Source organism: Microbacterium aurantiacum, from assembly GCF_040532595.1.
GTDB lineage: Bacteria > Actinomycetota > Actinomycetes > Actinomycetales > Microbacteriaceae > Microbacterium > Microbacterium chocolatum_B.
Genome location: NZ_JBEVYX010000001.1, coordinates 1,226,926 through 1,243,509 on the forward strand (window position 1 = coordinate 1,226,926; position 16,584 = coordinate 1,243,509).

General features: G+C 71.7%; 16 protein-coding genes. 10 read left to right on the forward strand and 6 right to left on the reverse strand.

The features are described 5' to 3' along the window. The first annotated feature begins 35 nt into the window (after positions 1-35). On the forward strand, positions 36-875 hold the full coding sequence (locus ABXJ56_RS05800; protein ID WP_353998764.1) for an exodeoxyribonuclease III: 840 nt from the start codon (positions 36-38) through the stop codon (positions 873-875). A gap of 25 nt (positions 876-900) precedes the next feature. Here the strand turns inward: ABXJ56_RS05800 and ABXJ56_RS05805 are convergent, their stop codons facing one another. Beyond that, on the reverse strand, positions 901-1,461 hold the full coding sequence (locus ABXJ56_RS05805; protein ID WP_353998765.1) for a hypothetical protein: 561 nt from the start codon (positions 1,459-1,461) through the stop codon (positions 901-903). Between the two features lie 41 nt (positions 1,462-1,502). Continuing rightward, positions 1,503-1,745, reverse strand: coding sequence for a hypothetical protein (locus ABXJ56_RS05810; RefSeq protein ID WP_353998766.1), 243 nt, complete (start codon positions 1,743-1,745; stop codon positions 1,503-1,505). A 110-nt stretch (positions 1,746-1,855) separates the two neighbouring features. On the opposite strand from ABXJ56_RS05810, the gene ABXJ56_RS05815 reads away from it, so the two are divergent. Both ABXJ56_RS05815 and ABXJ56_RS05820 read left to right on the forward strand, forming a co-directional pair. Beyond that, entirely contained in the window at positions 1,856-3,205 is a 1,350-nt protein-coding gene (locus ABXJ56_RS05815) for a sensor histidine kinase (protein ID WP_353998767.1), read from the forward strand. Between the two features lie 83 nt (positions 3,206-3,288). Continuing rightward, a complete protein-coding gene (locus tag ABXJ56_RS05820) occupies positions 3,289-3,930 on the forward strand; it encodes a response regulator (RefSeq protein WP_435404987.1) in 642 nt (213 codons plus the stop codon). A 46-nt stretch (positions 3,931-3,976) separates the two neighbouring features. Here the strand turns inward: ABXJ56_RS05820 and ABXJ56_RS05825 are convergent, their stop codons facing one another. Further along, a complete protein-coding gene (locus tag ABXJ56_RS05825; protein WP_353998769.1) occupies positions 3,977-4,546 on the reverse strand; it encodes an NADPH-dependent FMN reductase in 570 nt (189 codons plus the stop codon). Positions 4,547-4,774: 228 nt separating this feature from the next. Between ABXJ56_RS05825 and ABXJ56_RS05830 the strand changes: the two genes are divergently transcribed. From ABXJ56_RS05830 to ABXJ56_RS05855, 6 genes are all read left to right on the forward strand, one after another. Continuing rightward, the gene (locus tag ABXJ56_RS05830) at positions 4,775-5,659 is read left to right on the forward strand and encodes an ABC transporter ATP-binding protein (protein ID WP_353999973.1); all 885 of its coding nucleotides are present in this window, start codon (positions 4,775-4,777) and stop codon (positions 5,657-5,659) included. Then, positions 5,656-6,753, forward strand: a complete 1,098-nt coding sequence (locus ABXJ56_RS05835; protein WP_353998770.1) for an ABC transporter permease — start codon at positions 5,656-5,658, stop codon at positions 6,751-6,753. The genes ABXJ56_RS05830 and ABXJ56_RS05835 overlap by 4 nt, the downstream gene beginning before the upstream one ends. 199 nt (positions 6,754-6,952) lie before the next feature. Beyond that, a complete protein-coding gene (locus tag ABXJ56_RS05840; RefSeq protein WP_353998771.1) occupies positions 6,953-8,104 on the forward strand; it encodes a type III polyketide synthase in 1,152 nt (383 codons plus the stop codon). Next, the gene (locus ABXJ56_RS05845; protein WP_353998772.1) at positions 8,101-9,465 is read left to right on the forward strand and encodes a glucose-6-phosphate dehydrogenase; all 1,365 of its coding nucleotides are present in this window, start codon (positions 8,101-8,103) and stop codon (positions 9,463-9,465) included. The genes ABXJ56_RS05840 and ABXJ56_RS05845 overlap by 4 nt, the downstream gene beginning before the upstream one ends. Further along, a complete protein-coding gene (locus ABXJ56_RS05850) occupies positions 9,462-10,244 on the forward strand; it encodes a methyltransferase domain-containing protein (protein WP_353998773.1) in 783 nt (260 codons plus the stop codon). The genes ABXJ56_RS05845 and ABXJ56_RS05850 overlap by 4 nt, the downstream gene beginning before the upstream one ends. Then, positions 10,237-11,427 (forward strand): FAD-dependent oxidoreductase, encoded by a 1,191-nt coding sequence (locus ABXJ56_RS05855; protein WP_353998774.1) that lies wholly within the window; start codon positions 10,237-10,239, stop codon positions 11,425-11,427. Before ABXJ56_RS05850 ends, ABXJ56_RS05855 begins: the two co-directional genes overlap by 8 nt. 20 nt (positions 11,428-11,447) lie before the next feature. Here ABXJ56_RS05855 and ABXJ56_RS05860 read toward each other — a convergent pair whose 3' ends face one another. From ABXJ56_RS05860 to ABXJ56_RS05870, 3 genes are all read right to left on the reverse strand, one after another. Then, positions 11,448-12,275 carry a UbiA family prenyltransferase gene (locus ABXJ56_RS05860; RefSeq protein WP_353998775.1) on the reverse strand — a complete coding sequence of 276 codons (828 nt, stop codon included), beginning with the start codon at positions 12,273-12,275 and terminating at the stop codon, positions 11,448-11,450. 39 nt (positions 12,276-12,314) lie between these two features. Continuing rightward, on the reverse strand, positions 12,315-14,525 hold the full coding sequence (locus tag ABXJ56_RS05865) for an ATP-dependent Clp protease ATP-binding subunit (protein ID WP_353998776.1): 2,211 nt from the start codon (positions 14,523-14,525) through the stop codon (positions 12,315-12,317). 67 nt (positions 14,526-14,592) lie between these two features. Further along, complete coding sequence (locus ABXJ56_RS05870) at positions 14,593-15,573, reverse strand: GlxA family transcriptional regulator (RefSeq protein ID WP_353998777.1); 981 nt, start codon at positions 15,571-15,573, stop codon at positions 14,593-14,595. An 86-nt stretch (positions 15,574-15,659) separates the two neighbouring features. Here ABXJ56_RS05870 and ABXJ56_RS05875 point away from each other — a divergent pair, with 86 nt between their 5' ends. Continuing rightward, complete coding sequence (locus tag ABXJ56_RS05875) at positions 15,660-16,583, forward strand: formylglycine-generating enzyme family protein (RefSeq protein WP_353998778.1); 924 nt, start codon at positions 15,660-15,662, stop codon at positions 16,581-16,583. Position 16,584 lies beyond the last annotated feature (1 nt).

A 16,584-nucleotide genomic window follows, 5' to 3' on the forward strand; every position in this document is an offset into this window, starting at 1 on the left:
CGGGGCCGTCCCCGCGCCCGCCTATTCTTGAATCCATGCGTCTGGCCACCTGGAACGTCAACTCCATCCGCGCCCGCGTCGACCGCATCGTCGACTTCGCCGTCCGCGAGAGCATCGACGTCCTGGCGATGCAGGAGATCAAGTGCAAGGTCGAGCAGTTCCCGTTCGAGAGGTTCGAAGAGGCGGGGTACCACGTCGAGGCCCACGGCTTCTCCCAGTGGAACGGCGTCGCGATCGCGAGCCGCGAACCGCTCGAAGACGTCCGGACGTCCTTCCCGGGCATGCCCGGCTTCGCGAAGGGCCACGAAGGACCGGATGCCCCGCAGGAGGCCCGCGCGATCGGTGCGCGGGTCGGCGGGGTCGACGTGTGGAGCCTGTACGTCCCGAACGGCCGCGCCCTCGAAGACCCGCATTTCACCTACAAGCTGCACTGGCTGAGCGCGCTCGAGCAGTTCACGCGCGACACCCTCGCCGCGTCCCCCTCGACGCCTCTCGCGCTCGTCGGCGACTTCAACATCGCTCCGACGGATGCCGACAACGGCGACCCGACGATCGTCCCCGGCTTCTCCACGCACGTCTCGCCGGTCGAGCGGGAGGCCTTCGCCGCGCTCGAGGCCGCGGGGCTCCAGGACGTCGTCCGCCCGCTCGTCCCCGAGGGATTCACCTACTGGGATTACAAGCAGCTCCGATTCCCCCGCAACCAGGGGCTGCGCATCGACTTCATCCTCGGATCGGACGCCTTCGCGGACGCCGTCACCGGTGCGTCCATCCACCGGAACGAGCGCAAGGGCGACGGACCGAGCGACCACGTCCCGGTCGTCGTGGACCTCGATCTCGACGGTCCGGATGACGACGACCGCCCGATGATCTGGTGATCTGAGGAGCCGGTGCCCTTCCGCGCTACTCCTCGGGCGCGGGCGTGCACCCTTCCGGCGGCATGTTCCCTGCGATCGTGAAGTCCTCGCAGGTGAGGAAGTACGGGTGCAGGGTGCCGAGGACGAAGGCGACGATCGCGACGCCGAGCACCACCGCGGTGATCAGCCACTTCGTCCCCGCACTCATCTCGTGGGCGAAGTCCGGCCAGACGATGCGGACCAGCACCCACAGGGTGAACGGCAGACCGATCAGCACCGCGAGGAGCGCCGCGACGTCGAGCAGCACGATGAAGACGTTCTCCTCCTCATCGCTGATGAGGAACATGAGGATGATGAGCGCCGTCGGCAGCAGCAGGAGGAACGCGCGCAGCAGCCGGATGCCGACCGGCCGCCGCTCCACGAGGACGAAGACGAACGCCGCCGTCGACGCCGCCCACAGCGCCAGGATCTGCGTGTAGAAGATGTCGTCCCACACTCCGAGGGTGAACGCGGGCCACCACACGACGAGCGACATGCCGACCATGACCACGCCGATCGGGACGTCGCGGCGGCGACGCTCGAAGGTGGCGGCATCCGTTTCGCTCACAGCCGCACCGTAGCAGGACACCGCCCTCCGTCGCGGGCTTCTCAGCTCCGCAGCTGAGCCGCCAGATAACGGGCGGGCTTCAGCGACAGCCGCGGTTCGGCCTCTCGCAGCGTGCGGATGGCCCGCAGCTCATCGGACGCATCGACTCCCGCATCCGCGAGGACGCCGAGCGCCCACTCCCGCGCGCGAACCACGGCCGAGCCGGTGTCGCCGGGGAAGATCTCGGCCAGCTCGCGCCGGGGGTCCGTGTTGTCTCCCCACAGCAGCTTCTCGAACGATGCCATCTCGGCTCCTTCCGGTGAACGATGCACCCCCAGCGTGCGTCACCCGCGCACCGTCCCGCATCCGTCTCACGGGGGATGTCCGCATCCTTCCTCCCCCGTACCGTGGAGGGATGCCTGGACCCCTTCTCGAGCCGCCGATCGGGCGTGAGCCGGCAACCATCCGGGACGTGCGCGCGGACGCCCTGCTCGCCGCCGTGCTCCTGATCTCGGCGATCGTCAGCACGGCACTCAGCGCAGCATCCGGCATCTACGGCGTCGACCCGCCCGCGATGCACTGGGTCCTGCTCTACGCCGCCGGCCTCACCGTTCCCCTCGCCCTCCGGCGCATGTACCCCGAGATCGTCGCGATCGTCATCGCCGTGGTGTTCTTCGTCGGGATCAGCGCTCGCATCCCCGAGGTCTACGTCGGCAACATCGCCATCTTCATCTCGATGTACACCGTGGGCGCGTGGGTGGACAACCGCCGCCGAGCCCTCTTCGTCCGCTCGGGGATCATCGTCGGGATGTTCGTGTGGCTGATGGTCACGACGTTCCAGTCCGCCATCGATCCGAGCGACGACGGGCTCTCGCGCGAGGGGATCCTCTCGCCCTGGCTGTCGTTCATGCTCATCCAGTTCCTCGTCAACATCGCGTTCTTCGGCGGCGCGTACTACATGGGCGATCGGGCATATGCCGCGGCGATCGAGCGGCGGGTCCTCACCTTCCGAACGCTCGAGCTCGAGCGCGAGCGCGAGCGCACCGCCGCGCAGGCGGTCGCCCTCGACCGCGTGCGCATCGCGCGCGAGCTCCACGACGTCGTCGCCCACCACGTCTCGGCGATGGGTGTGCAGGCGGGTGCGGCCCGCGCCGTGCTCGACCGGGATCCGGATGCCGCGCGCGGCGCCCTGCGTCAGGTCGAGGCCGAGGCACGGGAGGCGCTCACCGAACTCCGCCACCTCCTCGAGACCCTTCGGACCACGGATGCCGACACGGAGGACGCCGGCGACACCCTCGACGGGTCGATCCTCCGCCTGGACGCCCTCGACGACCTCGTCGCCCACGCCGCGGCCCACGGGCTCCCCACCACGATCGAGCGGATCGGCGACCCGCGCCCCGTCCCGGAGACGGCCCAGGTCAACCTCTACCGGATCACGCAGGAGGCATTGACGAACGCGCGACGCCACAGCGGGCCGGGCGCCACCGCCGAGGTGCGCGTGCGCTATCTGCCGGCGGATGTCGAGATCGAGGTGACCAGCACCGGGCGCACCCCGGTCGAGGTGCGCCCGGGCCTCGGGCTCCTCGGCATGCGCGAGCGCGCCGCGGCATCGGGCGGCACACTCGAGGCGGGACCGCGCGCCCGCGGCGGCTTCCTCGTCCGGGCACGCATCCCCGTGGTCGCGACGACCGCAGCCGACACCGCCCCCGTCCCCGCACCCGGGACCCCCGACACCGCCCCCGACTCCGCCGAGGTGACCTCGTGACCGCCGCTGCTCCTCCCGCCGACACCGCCCCGCTGCGGGTCCTGCTGGCGGACGACCATGCCGTCGTCCGCACCGGATTCCGCATGATCCTCGAGGCGGCCGGCATCGAGGTGGTGGGCGAGGCCGCCAACGGTGCGGATGCCGCAGCCTCGGCATCCGTTCTCCGCCCCGACGTCGTGTGCATGGACGTGCAGATGCCCGGCGTCGACGGGATCGAGGGGACACGCCGCATCGTCGCCGACGAGAGCCTCGACACCGCGGTCGTGATCGTGACGACCTTCGATCGCGACGACTACCTGTTCCAGGCCCTGCAGGCGGGGGCGAGCGGCTTCCTGCTGAAGAACGCGGACCCCGACGATCTGGTCACCGCCGTCCGGGTCGCCGCGGCCGGCGACGCACTGCTCGCGCCGGAGGTGACCCGGCGGGTGATCGCACGCTTCGCTCCGGCGCTCACCTCCGAACCGGAGGACTCGGCGCGCCCGCCGGCGACCGCCTCGAGGCCCCCCGCCACGAACGCCCCACCCGCCGTGGTGCCCGATCTCACGGAGCGCGAGCGGGAGGTGCTCGCCCTCGTCGGCCAGGCGCTCAGCAACGCCGAGATCGCGCAGCGGCTCTACATCGGCGAGGCGACGGTGAAGACCCACGTCTCCAACGTGCTGCAGAAGCTCGGGGCGCGGGACCGGGTCGCCGCGGTGGTCTACGCCCACCGTCACGGCCTGGTCTGACGCGCCCCGAGCATCGATGGGGATCCGGGGGGATCCGTCGGTGAGGTCAGGCCGACGCGGGAACGCGCGTGTAGCGGTCGACGAGCGCGCCGAAGGCCTCGAGGTACGACACCAGGAACTCCGCCGTCTGGTCGTCGGTGATCTCACCGGCATCCGTGAACAGGCCCGGCGTGGTCTGCACGTAGCCTTCGGGCTGGCCGAGCGTCGGGGCGTTGTAGTGGCTGAGGATCGCCTTCAGGTGCTGCTGCGCGGCGGCCGTGGCGATACCGCCCTGCGAGGTGCCGATGACGGCGGTGGGCTTGCCGTCGAACGATCCCTGGCCCCACGGACGCGCGGCCCAGTCGAGTGCGTTCTTCAGCACGCCGGGGATCGAGCGGCTGTACTCGGGCGTGACGATGATGACACCGTCGACCTCGTCGATCGCGTTCTTAAACTCCGTCGCCACGGCCGGGTAGTCGGCGTCGTGGTCGGGCGAGTAGAACGGCAGGTCCTTGATCGGGATCTCCACCAGGGTGGTGCCCGCGGGCGCGAGGCGCTCGAGCGCCTTCGCGAGGCGCCGGTTGATGGAGGTCGACGAGATGCTGCCGACGATGTAGCCGATGGTGCGGTCGCTCATGGATACTCCTTGCTCGGAAAACGAACGACGTCCACGGCGGTGACCACCGTGGACGTTCCACGAGGCTCGAACCGCACCCCCGACGCATCTATTCCCGTGAATGCGATCTTCTCCCCTCCCCGGTGGAGAACGGATCTCCCCCGGCGGGCGGAGGCGCGCACCGACCGGCATCCCTAGCGTGGAATCATGCCCGCCGAACCCGGCGGAACCAGAGCTCAGGAGGAGAAGATGCTGCAGCTATCGGGCGTCACCAAGAACTACGGCAGTCGCCGAGTGCTCGACGACGTGTCCTTCGCCGTCCAGCCCGGCCGGCTCACCGGCTTCGTCGGCGGCAACGGCGCGGGCAAGACCACGACCATGCGCATCGTGCTCGGCGTGCTCGGCAAGGACGGCGGATCGGTCACCCTGGACGGCGCCGACGTCACCGCCGCCGACCGTCGCCGCTTCGGCTACATGCCCGAGGAGCGCGGGCTCTACCCGAAGATGAAGGTGCTCGAGCACATCGTCTACCTCGCACGCCTGCACGGTTTCACCAAGACGGATGCCGAGGCCCGCGGCCGCGCGCTGCTCGAGCAGCTCGGACTCGGCGAGCGCCTGGGCGACAACGTCGAGACCCTCTCGCTGGGCAACCAGCAGCGCGCGCAGATCGCCGCCGCCCTCGTGCACGACCCCGAGGTGCTCATCCTGGACGAGCCGTTCTCGGGCCTGGATCCCCTCGCTGTCGACGTCGTCGCCGGGGTCCTCCAGGACCGCGCGGCCCAGGGGACCTCCGTTCTCTTCTCCTCTCACCAGCTCGACGTCGTCGAGCGCCTGTGCGACGAGCTCGTGATCATCGCCGGAGGCACGATCCGCGCGGCCGGCGAGCGCGAGGAGCTCCGCGCCCAGCACGCGAGTCGCCGCTTCGAGCTCGTCTCCGCGGGCGATGCGGGGTGGCTGCGCGATCAGCCGGGCGTGGAGGTGCTCGACTTCGACGGCGGCTACGCCGTCTTCGACGCCGACAGCGACGAAGCCGCCCAGCGGGTGCTGCGCGAGGCCCTCTCCCGCGGCGACGTCGCGAGCTTCGCGCCGCAGCATCCGTCCCTCGCGCAGATCTTCAAGGAGGTCATCCGATGAGCACCGCCACCCCCGCCGCCCCCACCACCGCGCAGAGCGTGTGGCTCGTCGCCGAACGCGAGATCGGGTCGAAGCTGCGCAGCAAGGCCTTCGTCATCTCGTCGGCGATCCTCATGCTCGTCTCCCTCGCCGGCGTCATCTGGGCCGGCTTCGCCGCCGGGTCCTCCAGCGACACCCCGGTCGCGGTCACCTCCGACTCGGCGCGCTACGTCGAGCAGGTGCCGAACCTCGAGCTCACCCAGGTCGCCTCACGCGGGGAGGCCGAGGACCTCGTCCGCGCCGGAGACGTCGACGTGGCGATCCTCGCCGACCCCGCCTCCCCGGTCGGATTCTCCGTGCTCGGCGACGAGAGCGTGTCCTCGACCCTGCTGATGCAGTTCGCGCAGGTGCCGACCGTGGAGCTGCTGCAGCCGCAGGACGGGGTGGCCGCCCTCGGGTTCATCGCCGCCATCGGCTTCGGCGTGGTCTTCCTCTTCGCCGCGTCGATGTTCGGCGGGACGATCGCGCAGAGCGTCGTGGAGGAGAAGCAGACCCGCGTGGTCGAGCTGCTCATCTCGGCGGTCCCGGTACGGGCGCTGCTGGCCGGGAAGGTCATCGGGAACACGATCCTCGCGATGGGGCAGATCTTCATCCTCGCCGCGATCGCGGTGGTGGGCCTCACCGTGACCGGACAGACCGCCCTCCTGCAGGGCCTCGGAGCGCCGATCGCCTGGTTCGGGGTGTTCTTCCTCTTCGGGTTCGTGCTGCTGGCCTCGCTCTTCGCCGCCGCGGCGTCGATGGTGTCGCGGCAGGAGGACATCGGGTCGACCACGACGCCGCTCACCATGCTGGTGATGGCGCCCTACTTTCTGGTGATCTTCTTCTTCGACAACCCTCTCGTGCTCGGGATCATGTCGTACGTGCCGTTCTCGGCCCCGGTCGGCATGCCGATGCGGATCTTCCTCGGCGACACCCAGTGGTGGGAGCCGCTGCTGTCGCTGGCGATCCTCGTCGCCACCTGCATCGCGGCCATCGTCGTCGGCGCGAAGATCTACCAGAACTCCCTTCTCCGCATGGGCGCGCGCGTCAAGCTCCGCGAGGCGCTCTCCCGCTGACCGGGGCGCAGGGCCCGCCGCCGCGCGCGCCGAACTCCTCCCTCGGGGGCCGATTCTGCACAGAATCGGCCCCCGATGCCGTTTCGCGTGCGGATCGGAGGAGTCCGGTACGGGGGCGCCCCGCGCACGCCGCCATAGCAGGCGCGACGGATGACGCAAGGCCCGCGCGCCCGACGGGGTCGACGGCTTATCGTGAAGCATGACCGCACGCATCCTGTCGATCGGCACCGCGACTCCGCCGACGACGATCCGCCAGGAGCACATCCGCGACTTCTTCGCCGCGCAGCCGGGCGCCGACCGTCTGACCCAGCGCCTCATCCGCGCGACCTTCGACGCCGCGCAGATCGATCGCCGCCACACGGTCATCCCCGAGCTCGGCGAGCCCGGGGCCTCCGGCCTCTTCGTGGACGACCAGGGCGTGCTCCGCGCTCCCGGCACCGCCCTCCGGAACGCCGAGTACATCCGCCACGCGCCCGACCTCTCGCGCCGCGCGGCGGAGGCGGCGCTCGCCGACGCGGGTGTCACGGCATCCGAGATCACGCACGTCGTGACGGTCTCGTGTACCGGATGCTTCGCGCCCGGCCCCGACTTCCGCCTCGTCCGCGACCTCGGGCTCTCCGCGTCGACCGAGCGCTACCACCTCGGCTTCATCGGATGCGCCGCGGCCTTCCCCGCCCTCCGCGCCGCCGAGCGCTTCTGCGCCGCCCGGCCGGACGCCGTCGTGCTCGTCGTCTGCACCGAGCTGTGCAGCCTGCACGTCCGCCCGAACTCCACGCCCGATCAGATCGTCTCCTCGTCGGTGTTCGGCGACGGATCGGCGGCGGCGGTCATCACGGCGGATGCCGGTGACCGGCCAGGCCTGGACCTCGAGCGCTTCGCCACCACCCTCACCGACGACGGCGAGAGCGACATGGCGTGGACGATCGGCGACGACGGATTCGAGATGATCCTCACCGCCGAGGTCCCGCGCATCATCGGCCGTGAGATCCGCGCCGCCGTCGATGCCTTCCTCGGCGACGCGCAGCCCGACGCGTGGGCCGTGCACCCGGGCGGTCGCAGCATCCTCGATCGCGTCGAGAGCGGGCTCGAGCTCGATCCCTCCGCCCTCGCCGCCTCCCGGGACATCCTGCGGCGGTACGGCAACATGTCGAGCGCGACGGTGATGTTCATCCTCCGCGAGCTGCTCCACGACCCAGACCTCCCGACGGACGCCTCGATCGCGGGGCTGGCCTTCGGCCCCGGCCTCTCCGTCGAATCGGCGCTCCTGACCGTCCGGGGCACACGCCCCGCCCACGATCCCGACACCGCCGCCGCGCGGGAACTGACCGTGACCGCGACGGTGGGCCGATGACGTCCTCCACGCTCATCATCCTCGGGGCGACGGGAGACCTCTCCTCACGCCTGCTCCTCCCCGCGCTCGGGCAGCTGCTGGACGACGAACCCGATCGGAGCCTCCGGCTCGTCGGCGCCGGCATCGACGACGTCGACACCGCGGCCTGGCGCGCCCGCGTCGGCGAGGCCTTCGGCCCCTCCGCGAGTGCGCACGCCCTCGCGGTCGCGGCCGAGGCCGACTACGTGCGGATCGACATCACCGACGCCGACGATCTGCGCACGCTCTTCGCCCGCACCTCCGGCCGCCGCATCCTGTACTTCGCCGTCGCGCCGGCGATCGCCCAGGCGGCGTGCGAGGCCCTCACCCCCGACGACATCCCCGCCGAGACGATCCTGGCGCTGGAGAAGCCGTTCGGGTCCGACGAGGAGGGCGCGCGTTCGCTCAACGCGACGCTCGCAGCCCTCGTCCCCGAGCATCAGATCTTCCGCATCGACCACTTCCTCGGCCGCTCCATGGTGCTGAACCTTCTCGGCGTGCGGTTCGCCAATCGCGCCCTGGAGCCGGTCTGGCACGCCGAGCACGTCGAGTCGGTCGTGATCCGATACGACGAGTCGCTGGGGCTGGAGGGTCGCGCCGGCTACTACGACAAAGCGGGGGCGCTCGCCGACATGATCCAGAGCCACCTCCTGCAGGTGCTCGCCCTCGTGGCGATGGAGCCCCCGGCGACGCTGCACGAAGCGGACTTCCGCGCCAACACCACCGCGGTGCTCCGCGCGACCCACGTGCAGGGCGACGACCCGGCGCGCGCGTCACGGCGGGCGCGCTACGTCGCGGGAACGGCGGGCGGAGAGCGGATGCCGGCGTACGCCGACCAGCCGGGAGTCGACCCGGCACGGCAGACGGAGACGCTCGCGGAGGTGACGTTCGAGGTCCGCACGGAGCGCTGGGCCGGGGTGCCCTTCACGCTTCGATCGGGGAAGGCGCTCGGGCGCCCGACGCGCGAGATCGTCCTCACCTTCCGCCCCGTGCGCCACCTGCCCGACGGATTCTCGGGATCGACGGCGCCCTCGGTGCTGCGGTTCTCGCTCGGCCCGGACGCGATGTCGCTCGAGCTGAACGTCAACGGGGGCGACAGCCCGTTCGCCCTGGAGCGGGCGACGATGTCGACGGATCTCGGCACCGGGGCCCTGCGCGCCTACACAGAGGTCATCGGCAACATCCTCGACGGCGACGCGGTTCTCGCCGTCCGCGGCGACGCGGCCGAGCACTGCTGGCGCATCGTGCAGCCCGTGATCGACGCGTGGCGCCGCGACGCCGTGCCGCTGGACGAGTACCCGGCGGGCACCTCCGGCCCCGAGGCATGGCCCGCGTTGCCGTGACCCCTCCTCCCTCGCCCCCTGCGCCCGCGATCCGCCGAGGGCTCGGCGAACGCGACACGGCGGTGCGCGAGCTCATGGACGACCCCGCGTGCGACCCGGAGCGCCTCCGGGCGACCCTCCGCCGCTTCGACACCGTCAACCGGCTCGTCTCGGGATGGGGCGGCGTCTACGCCCGCCGCATCCGCCCGTTCCTCGCCGGACTCGCGCGCCCCGCACGGGTGCTCGACCTCGGCTGCGGCGGTGGGGACGTCGTCGTGCGCCTCGCCCGGATGGCCACCCGCGACGGGCTGCCCGTCGAGTGGGTCGGCGCCGATCCGGACGCCCGGGCGATCGAGGTCGCCTCGGAACGCGAGGCTCCCGGGACCGTCCGCTTCACGCGCGCGGACAGTGCCGACCTCCTCGCCGCCGGTGAGCGCTTCGACCTCGTGGTGTCGAATCACGTCCTGCACCACCTGGATGCCGCAGCCCTCGCGTCCTTCACCGCCGACTCGCGCGCCCTCAGCACCGGACTCGTCCTCCACGGCGACATCGCGCGGAGCCGTCTCGCCTACGGCCTCTACGCCGTCGGCATCACACCGCTCCAGCGCGGCACGTTCCTCCGCACCGACGGTCTCCGCTCGATCCGCCGCAGCCACACGCCCGACGAGCTGCAGCGGATCCTGGGCGCCGAGAACCCGGGGACATGGCGCGTCGGCGCCCCGGCGCCCTTCCGCCTCCTCGCCGAGAGCCGACCGGGGTTCCGGACGGGACACCGATCCGAAGGAGACCTCGATGCCTGATGTCCTCGTGGTGGGCGCCGGCCCTGTCGGCATGCTGCTCGCGGGCCTTCTCGCGCGGAACGACGTCGACGTCGAGATCTACGAGCGTCGCCCGGTCGCCGGCGACGGCACCCGCGCGATCGGCCTGCACGCACCGATCCTCGCCGCGCTCGAACAGGCGGGCCTCACCGACGAGCTCCTGGCCGGCGCGGTCCGCGTCGATCGCGGCGAGGCGCGCGCGGGTGGGACGCTCCTCGGCACGGTCCGGTTCGACCGACTCCGCGCGCGGTTCCCGTTCGTCGCGACCCTGCCGCAGGCCCACACCGAGCGGATCCTCGCCGCCCGCGCGCCGGAGCCCCTGCGCGGAGCCCACGTGATGGCGCTCGATCCGCGACCGGACCACGTGCGCGTGCGGGCCGGGATCGGCGGTCGCCCCACGGAGTTCGCCGCGCCGATCGTCGTCGTCGCCTCCGGCGCGTGGGGGCGCGACCTCGTCTACCGTCCGGATGCCCTCGATCGCCGCGAGTACCGGGACCGCTATCTGATGACGGATGCCGCCGCCCCGGCCGGCGACGATCCCGCGACCGCACGGGTGCACCTCGATCGCGACGGCGTGATGGAGTCGTTCCCCCTGCCGGGCGGCATCCGCCGGTACGTGGCGTGGGATCGGACCGCGCCCGCCGACGACCCCCGCGGACCCGAGGACACCGGCGCCACCGACGGGCCAGACGACACCGATACCGCCCGCGCCGAGCGTCTGCGCGACGCCGTCGCGCGCCGCGGCGAGCCGGAGGCCGCGGCGTCGATCACCACCGCGACCGCCTTCGGCGTGCGGCGCGTCATCGCCCCGGCGCTCCGCCGCGGGCGCCTCCTCGTCGTCGGCGACGCCGCGCACGAGGTGAGTCCGATCGGCGGGCAGGGCATGAACCTCGGACTGCTGGATGCCGCGACCCTCGCACCTCTCCTGACCTCGTGGGTGCGCTCCGGCGCGGCGCCCGATGCGGGTCTCGTCCGCTGGGAGCAGCGCCGCGTCGCCTCCGCACGGCACGCGGCGCGCCTCGCCGCGCTCAACACCGCGCTCGGACGCCCGCTCGGTCCGCGCGCCGATGCGCTCCGCCGCGCGGCGGTGCGGACGATGCTCGGACCCGCCGCCGGCCGGACCTTCGCCCACGCCTACGCCATGGGGTTCGATCGGGACGCCTGAGCCCGCGACGCCGGACCCGCTCAGCCGGCGACGACGAGCTGCACGGCGAGGAGGAGAGCCGCGAGCATCGTGAGGCGGAACAGAACCCGGCGCGGGCTCCGCGTCAGCGCGAGCACGACGGCGACGACGGCGACGACGGCGACCGCGGCGAAGAACGCCCAGGCCACGATCGGGATGGCCGGCTCGACGCCCGCGAGGACCGGCCCGACGAGGACCGCGGTGGCCCCGATGAGGATGCCGGCGGCCGCCAGCACCGTCGATGCGCGGGCACCGAGCCGGTGGGGGAGCCCACGGATGCCGGTGCGCGCGTCGTCGTCGAGGTCGGGGAGCACGTTGGTGAGGTGGACGGCCGCGCCCAGGGCGGCGCCGGCGACGCTCACCCAGACGGGAGCGAGCGTGCCGCCCGGCACCGACAGGCTCGCGAACGACGGGAAGAGCCCGAAGCTCACGACGAACGGGAGAAGCGAGAACGGGGTGGCTTTCAGCCCCGCGTTGTACGCCCACGCCGAGGCGAGAGCGACGGCGTGGGCTGCCAGCATGCCCGCGCCGAGTGGGATCGACAGCGCCAGCGCGAGTCCGAGCGCACCGAACGCCGCCGTCCACGCGGCGCGCTCGGAGACCTCGCCCGATGCGATCGGCTTGTCGGTGCGTCCGACGGCACGATCGCGCGCCGCGTCGATCGCATCGTTCGAGATGCCGACCGACACCTGACCGGCGAAGACCGCGGCCCCGAGCAGCACGAGTCGTGCGGCATCCAGACCCGCGGCGACCCCCAGGGCGACGGCGAGCACCGTGACGACGAGGGTCGGCCCGGGGTGGGTGGAGCCCCAGAGCCCGCGCAACAGCATGAGACGACGGTACCCGCCTCGGCCGCGACGGCGATCAGCTCAGTCGTCGAGCAGTTCCGCTTCGATGACCTCGTCGTCCGCGGAGGGCGCGCCTGCCGGAACCGCCGGGCCGTCGCTCGACAGTGCGAGCTGTGCCCCCGATGCGTCGACGTCCACCCGCACGACGTCGCCGTCGCGCACCCCGCCCGAGAGGAGCGCCATGGCGAGGCGGTCCTGGATCTCGGACTGGATGAGGCGACGCAGCGGCCGCGCACCGAACACGGGGTCGTACCCGCGCTCGGCGAGCCACGCCCGCGCGTCCGGGGTCACCGCCAGCGTCAAGCGCCGGTCCTTCAACCGACGCTGCAGGGCGTCGACCGTGAGCTCGACGATCTGGGCGAGGTCGTCCTCGGTGAGCGCCTGGAAGATGACGATGTCATCGAGCCGATTGACGAACTCGGGCTTGAACGCCTGCCGCACGAGCGCCTGCACCTGATCGCGTTTGACGTCCATCGACAGCGTCGGGTCGATCAGGATCGGCGAGCCGAGGTTGGAGGTCAGGATCAGGATGACGTTGGTGAAGTCGACCGTCCGGCCCTGCCCGTCGGTGAGGCGCCCGTCGTCCATGACCTGCAGGAGGACGTCGAAGACCTCCGGATGGGCCTTCTCGACCTCGTCCAGGAGCACGACCGAGTAGGGGCGCCGCCGCACGGCCTCGGTGAGCTGACCGCCCTGCTCGTAGCCGATGTACCCGGGAGGGGCCCCGACCAGGCGCGAGACGGAGTGCTTCTCGCCGTACTCCGACATGTCGATGCGCACCATGGCGTGCTCGTCGTCGAAGAGGAACTCCGCGAGCGCCTTGGCGAGCTCGGTCTTGCCGACACCGGTGGGGCCGAGGAAGAGGAACGACCCGGTGGGGCGGTTCGGGTCGCTGATGCCCGCGCGGGAGCGGCGGACGGCGTCCGCGACGGCCTTCACGGCGTCCTTCTGCCCGATGAGGCGCTTGCCGAGCTCGGTCTCGAGGTGGAGCAGCTTCTCCGTCTCGCCCAGCAGGAGCCGCCCGACGGGGATGCCGGTCCACGCGGCGATCACGGCGGCGATGTCCTCGTCGGTGACCTGGTCGTTGACCATGCGCTCGCCGGTCGGCTCCTCGCGCTCGGCGACGACGAGCTGACGCTCGAGCGCCGGGATCTCGGCGTACAGCAGCCGCGAGGCCTTCTCGAGGTTGCCTTCGCGCTGGGCGCGCTCGGCCTCCATGCGGGCAGCGTCCAACTGCGTCTTCAGGTCGCCGACGCGGTTGAGGGACGCCCGCTCGCGCTCCCAGCGCGCCTGGAGCTCGTCAAGGCGCTTCTGCTCGCCGCCGAGCGTTTCGCGCAGCGTCGACAGGCGCTCCTTGGAGGCGTCGTCCTTCTCCTTCTTCAGCGCGAGCTCCTCGAGCTTCAGCCGATCGACGTGACGGCGCAGCTCGTCGATCTCCAGCGGCGCCGAGTCGATCTCCATGCGCAGGCGCGAGGCGGCTTCGTCGATGAGGTCGATGGCCTTGTCCGGCAGCTGACGGCTCGGGATGTAGCGGTGCGAGAGGGATGCCGCGGCGACGAGGGCGGCATCCGCGATGGCGACCTTGTGGTGCGCCTCGTAGCGCTCCTTGAGACCGCGGAGGATCGCGACGGTGTCCTCGACGCTCGGCTCGCCGACGTAGACCTGCTGGAAACGGCGCTCGAGCGCGGCGTCCTTCTCGATGAATTCGCGGTACTCGTTGAGGGTCGTCGCCCCGATGAGGCGCAGCTCGCCGCGGGCGAGCATGGGCTTGAGCATGTTGGATGCCGCGACCGACCCCTCCCCGCCACCGGCGCCCATGAGGACGTGCAGCTCGTCGATGAAGGTGATGATCTTGCCGTCGGACTCGGTGATCTCCTTGAGGACGCTCTTGAGCCGCTCCTCGAACTGACCGCGATACATCGCACCGGCGACGAGCGCGGAGATGTCGAGGGTGACGAGCTCCTTGTCTTTGAGCGACTCGGCGACGTCGCCCGCGACGATGCGCTGGGCGAGGCCCTCGACCACGGCGGTCTTGCCGACGCCGGGTTCGCCGATGAGGACGGGGTTGTTCTTCGTGCGGCGGGTGAGCACCTGGCTGACCCGCCGGATCTCGCTGTCCCGACCGATGACGGGGTCGAGCTTGCCCGCGCGTGCGCGGTCGGTGAGGTTGATCCCGAACTGCTCGAGGGCGCTCTGCGATTCCTCCTGCCCGGGCATCTGCGTGGCGTTCATGTGTTCTCCTGAAGTCTCTGCCGACCCAAAGTTGAGTCGCGCTGACTCAACTTTAGCACCGGGTCTCTCAGCCGGCAATGGAGAGCGACGATTCCTCCTCGACACAGGCGAAGCGCGCGCGGTACGCGGTCGGGGTGGTGCCGAGTGTGCGGGCGAAGTTCTGCCGCAGCACCGCGGCCGAGCCGAAGCCGCACTCGTCCGCGATGCGATCCAGGCCCCAATCGGTGCGCTCGAGCAGACGCTGGGCGTGGAGGATCCGCTGCCGCCCCAGCCACGCCGCAGGCGTCGCGCCGAAGTCGGCCTTGAACCGGCGGGCGAACGTGCGGGCCGACATGTGAGCGCGCGCCGCGAGCTGGTCGACCGACAGGTCGCGGTCGAGGTTCTCCACCATCCAGTCCGCGACGGGTGCGAGCGAGTGCGAGGCGGCGACGGGCAGCGGATGGGCGATGAACTGCGCCTGTCCGCCGTCGCGCTGCGGCGGCACCACCATGCGCCGCGCGATCTGGTTCGTCGCCTCCGGGCCGAGCTCCTGCCGGAGGAGATGGAGGCACGCGTCGAGACCGGCCGCGGTTCCCGCGCTGGTGATGACGCGCCCGTCCTGCACGTAGAGCACGTCGGGGTCGACGGAGATCTCGGGGTACATCTCCGCCATCGTCGCGGCGTACCTCCAGTGCGTCGTCGCGCGACGCCCGTCGAGGACACCGGATGCCGCGAGCACGAACGACCCGCTGCAGACGCTCAGCACCCACGCGTCCCGGTCGACGGCGCGACGGATCACCGCGGCCACACGCGGATCGAGCACGCCCCAGCTCGAGCGGGGCACCGGGGTGACCACGACGAGATCGGCCTCGTCGGCGAAGGCGAGGTCGTGCTCGACCGTGATCGAGAACGACATGTTGCTGCGCACGAGGCCCGGTTCGGTCGCGACGATCCGGAAGTCGAAGTTCGGAATGCCGTCGTCCGTGCGGTCGAGGCCGAACGCCTCGCAGGCGAGGCCGAACTCGAACGGCGCGAAGCCGTCCTGGACGATGACGGCGACGGTCTCCACGGCGCTCCCCGATCAGGTCGATGGCAGGATTCGAACGACAGGATCTCATCCTGCCATCCGATCGTGTCCACCGGTACCCTGAGCCCATGTCCGCCGCCCGGCCGCACCCGGACAGGGTCCGCCTCCCCGCAGGGACGTTTCCGATGGGCTCGGAATCCTTCTACCCCGACGAGCGGCCCGTGCACGAGCGGTCCGTCGCAGCGTTCGAGATCGACCGCTACCCGGTGACCAACGCAGACTTCGCCGCGTTCGTCGCCGACACCGGGTACGTCACCGTCGCCGAGCGTCCCCTCGACGCGGCGGCGTTCCCGCACCTCTCGCCGGACGAGCGCGCGCCCGGATCCATGGTGTTCACCCCGACGCCGGGACCGGTCGACCTGTCGGACTGGCGCGGGTGGTGGCGGTGGCAGCCCGGGGCGTCCTGGCGGCATCCCCGCGGACCCGGATCGGGCATCCACGAGCGGATGCGGCATCCGGTGGTCCAGGTCGCGTTCCCGGATGCCGCGGCGTACGCCGACTGGGCGGGCGCACGCCTGCCCACCGAGGCCGAGCACGAGTACGCCGCGCGCGGCGGACAGGCGGGTTCCGACTACGCGTGGGGCGACGCTCCTTTCCCGGGCGGTGTCGCGCAGGCGCACACGTGGATCGGCCGATTCCCTTACGACGCGCGCGGACCCCACGGTGGCGACACCGCCCCGGTCGGGTCGTATCCGGCGAACGGATTCGGGGTGTTCGACCTGATCGGCAACGTGTGGGAGTGGACGAGCGACTACTACGCACCGCGGCATCTGCGGCTGTCGGACCGACCGGTCGACGCCGGACGGCGCACGAACCTGCTCGCCGCCGCCAGCCCGGAACCGGGCTCGTCGATCCCCCGCCGCGTGCTCAAGGGCGGCTCGCACCTCTGCAGCCCGGAGTACTGCCTGCGCTTCCGCCCCGCGGCGCGCTCGCCGCAGGCCGAGGACACCGCGATGTCGCACATCGGGTTCCGCTGCGCCCGCGACCTCTGAT

Coding starts and splice junctions, on each gene's coding strand:
- ABXJ56_RS05855 (WP_353998774.1), top strand. CDS start 10,237: ATGCCTGATGTCCTCGTGGTGGGCGCCGGCCCTGTCGGCATGCTGCTC.
- ABXJ56_RS05800 (WP_353998764.1), top strand. CDS start 36: ATGCGTCTGGCCACCTGGAACGTCAACTCCATCCGCGCCCGCGTCGAC.
- ABXJ56_RS05830 (WP_353999973.1), top strand. CDS start 4,775: ATGCTGCAGCTATCGGGCGTCACCAAGAACTACGGCAGTCGCCGAGTG.
- ABXJ56_RS05825 (WP_353998769.1), bottom strand. CDS start 4,546: ATGAGCGACCGCACCATCGGCTACATCGTCGGCAGCATCTCGTCGACC.
- ABXJ56_RS05845 (WP_353998772.1), top strand. CDS start 8,101: ATGACGTCCTCCACGCTCATCATCCTCGGGGCGACGGGAGACCTCTCC.
- ABXJ56_RS05865 (WP_353998776.1), bottom strand. CDS start 14,525: ATGAACGCCACGCAGATGCCCGGGCAGGAGGAATCGCAGAGCGCCCTC.
- ABXJ56_RS05860 (WP_353998775.1), bottom strand. CDS start 12,275: ATGCTGTTGCGCGGGCTCTGGGGCTCCACCCACCCCGGGCCGACCCTC.
- ABXJ56_RS05815 (WP_353998767.1), top strand. CDS start 1,856: ATGCCTGGACCCCTTCTCGAGCCGCCGATCGGGCGTGAGCCGGCAACC.
- ABXJ56_RS05840 (WP_353998771.1), top strand. CDS start 6,953: ATGACCGCACGCATCCTGTCGATCGGCACCGCGACTCCGCCGACGACG.
- ABXJ56_RS05875 (WP_353998778.1), top strand. CDS start 15,660: ATGTCCGCCGCCCGGCCGCACCCGGACAGGGTCCGCCTCCCCGCAGGG.
- ABXJ56_RS05810 (WP_353998766.1), bottom strand. CDS start 1,745: ATGGCATCGTTCGAGAAGCTGCTGTGGGGAGACAACACGGACCCCCGG.
- ABXJ56_RS05820 (WP_435404987.1), top strand. CDS start 3,289: ATGATCCTCGAGGCGGCCGGCATCGAGGTGGTGGGCGAGGCCGCCAAC.
- ABXJ56_RS05835 (WP_353998770.1), top strand. CDS start 5,656: ATGAGCACCGCCACCCCCGCCGCCCCCACCACCGCGCAGAGCGTGTGG.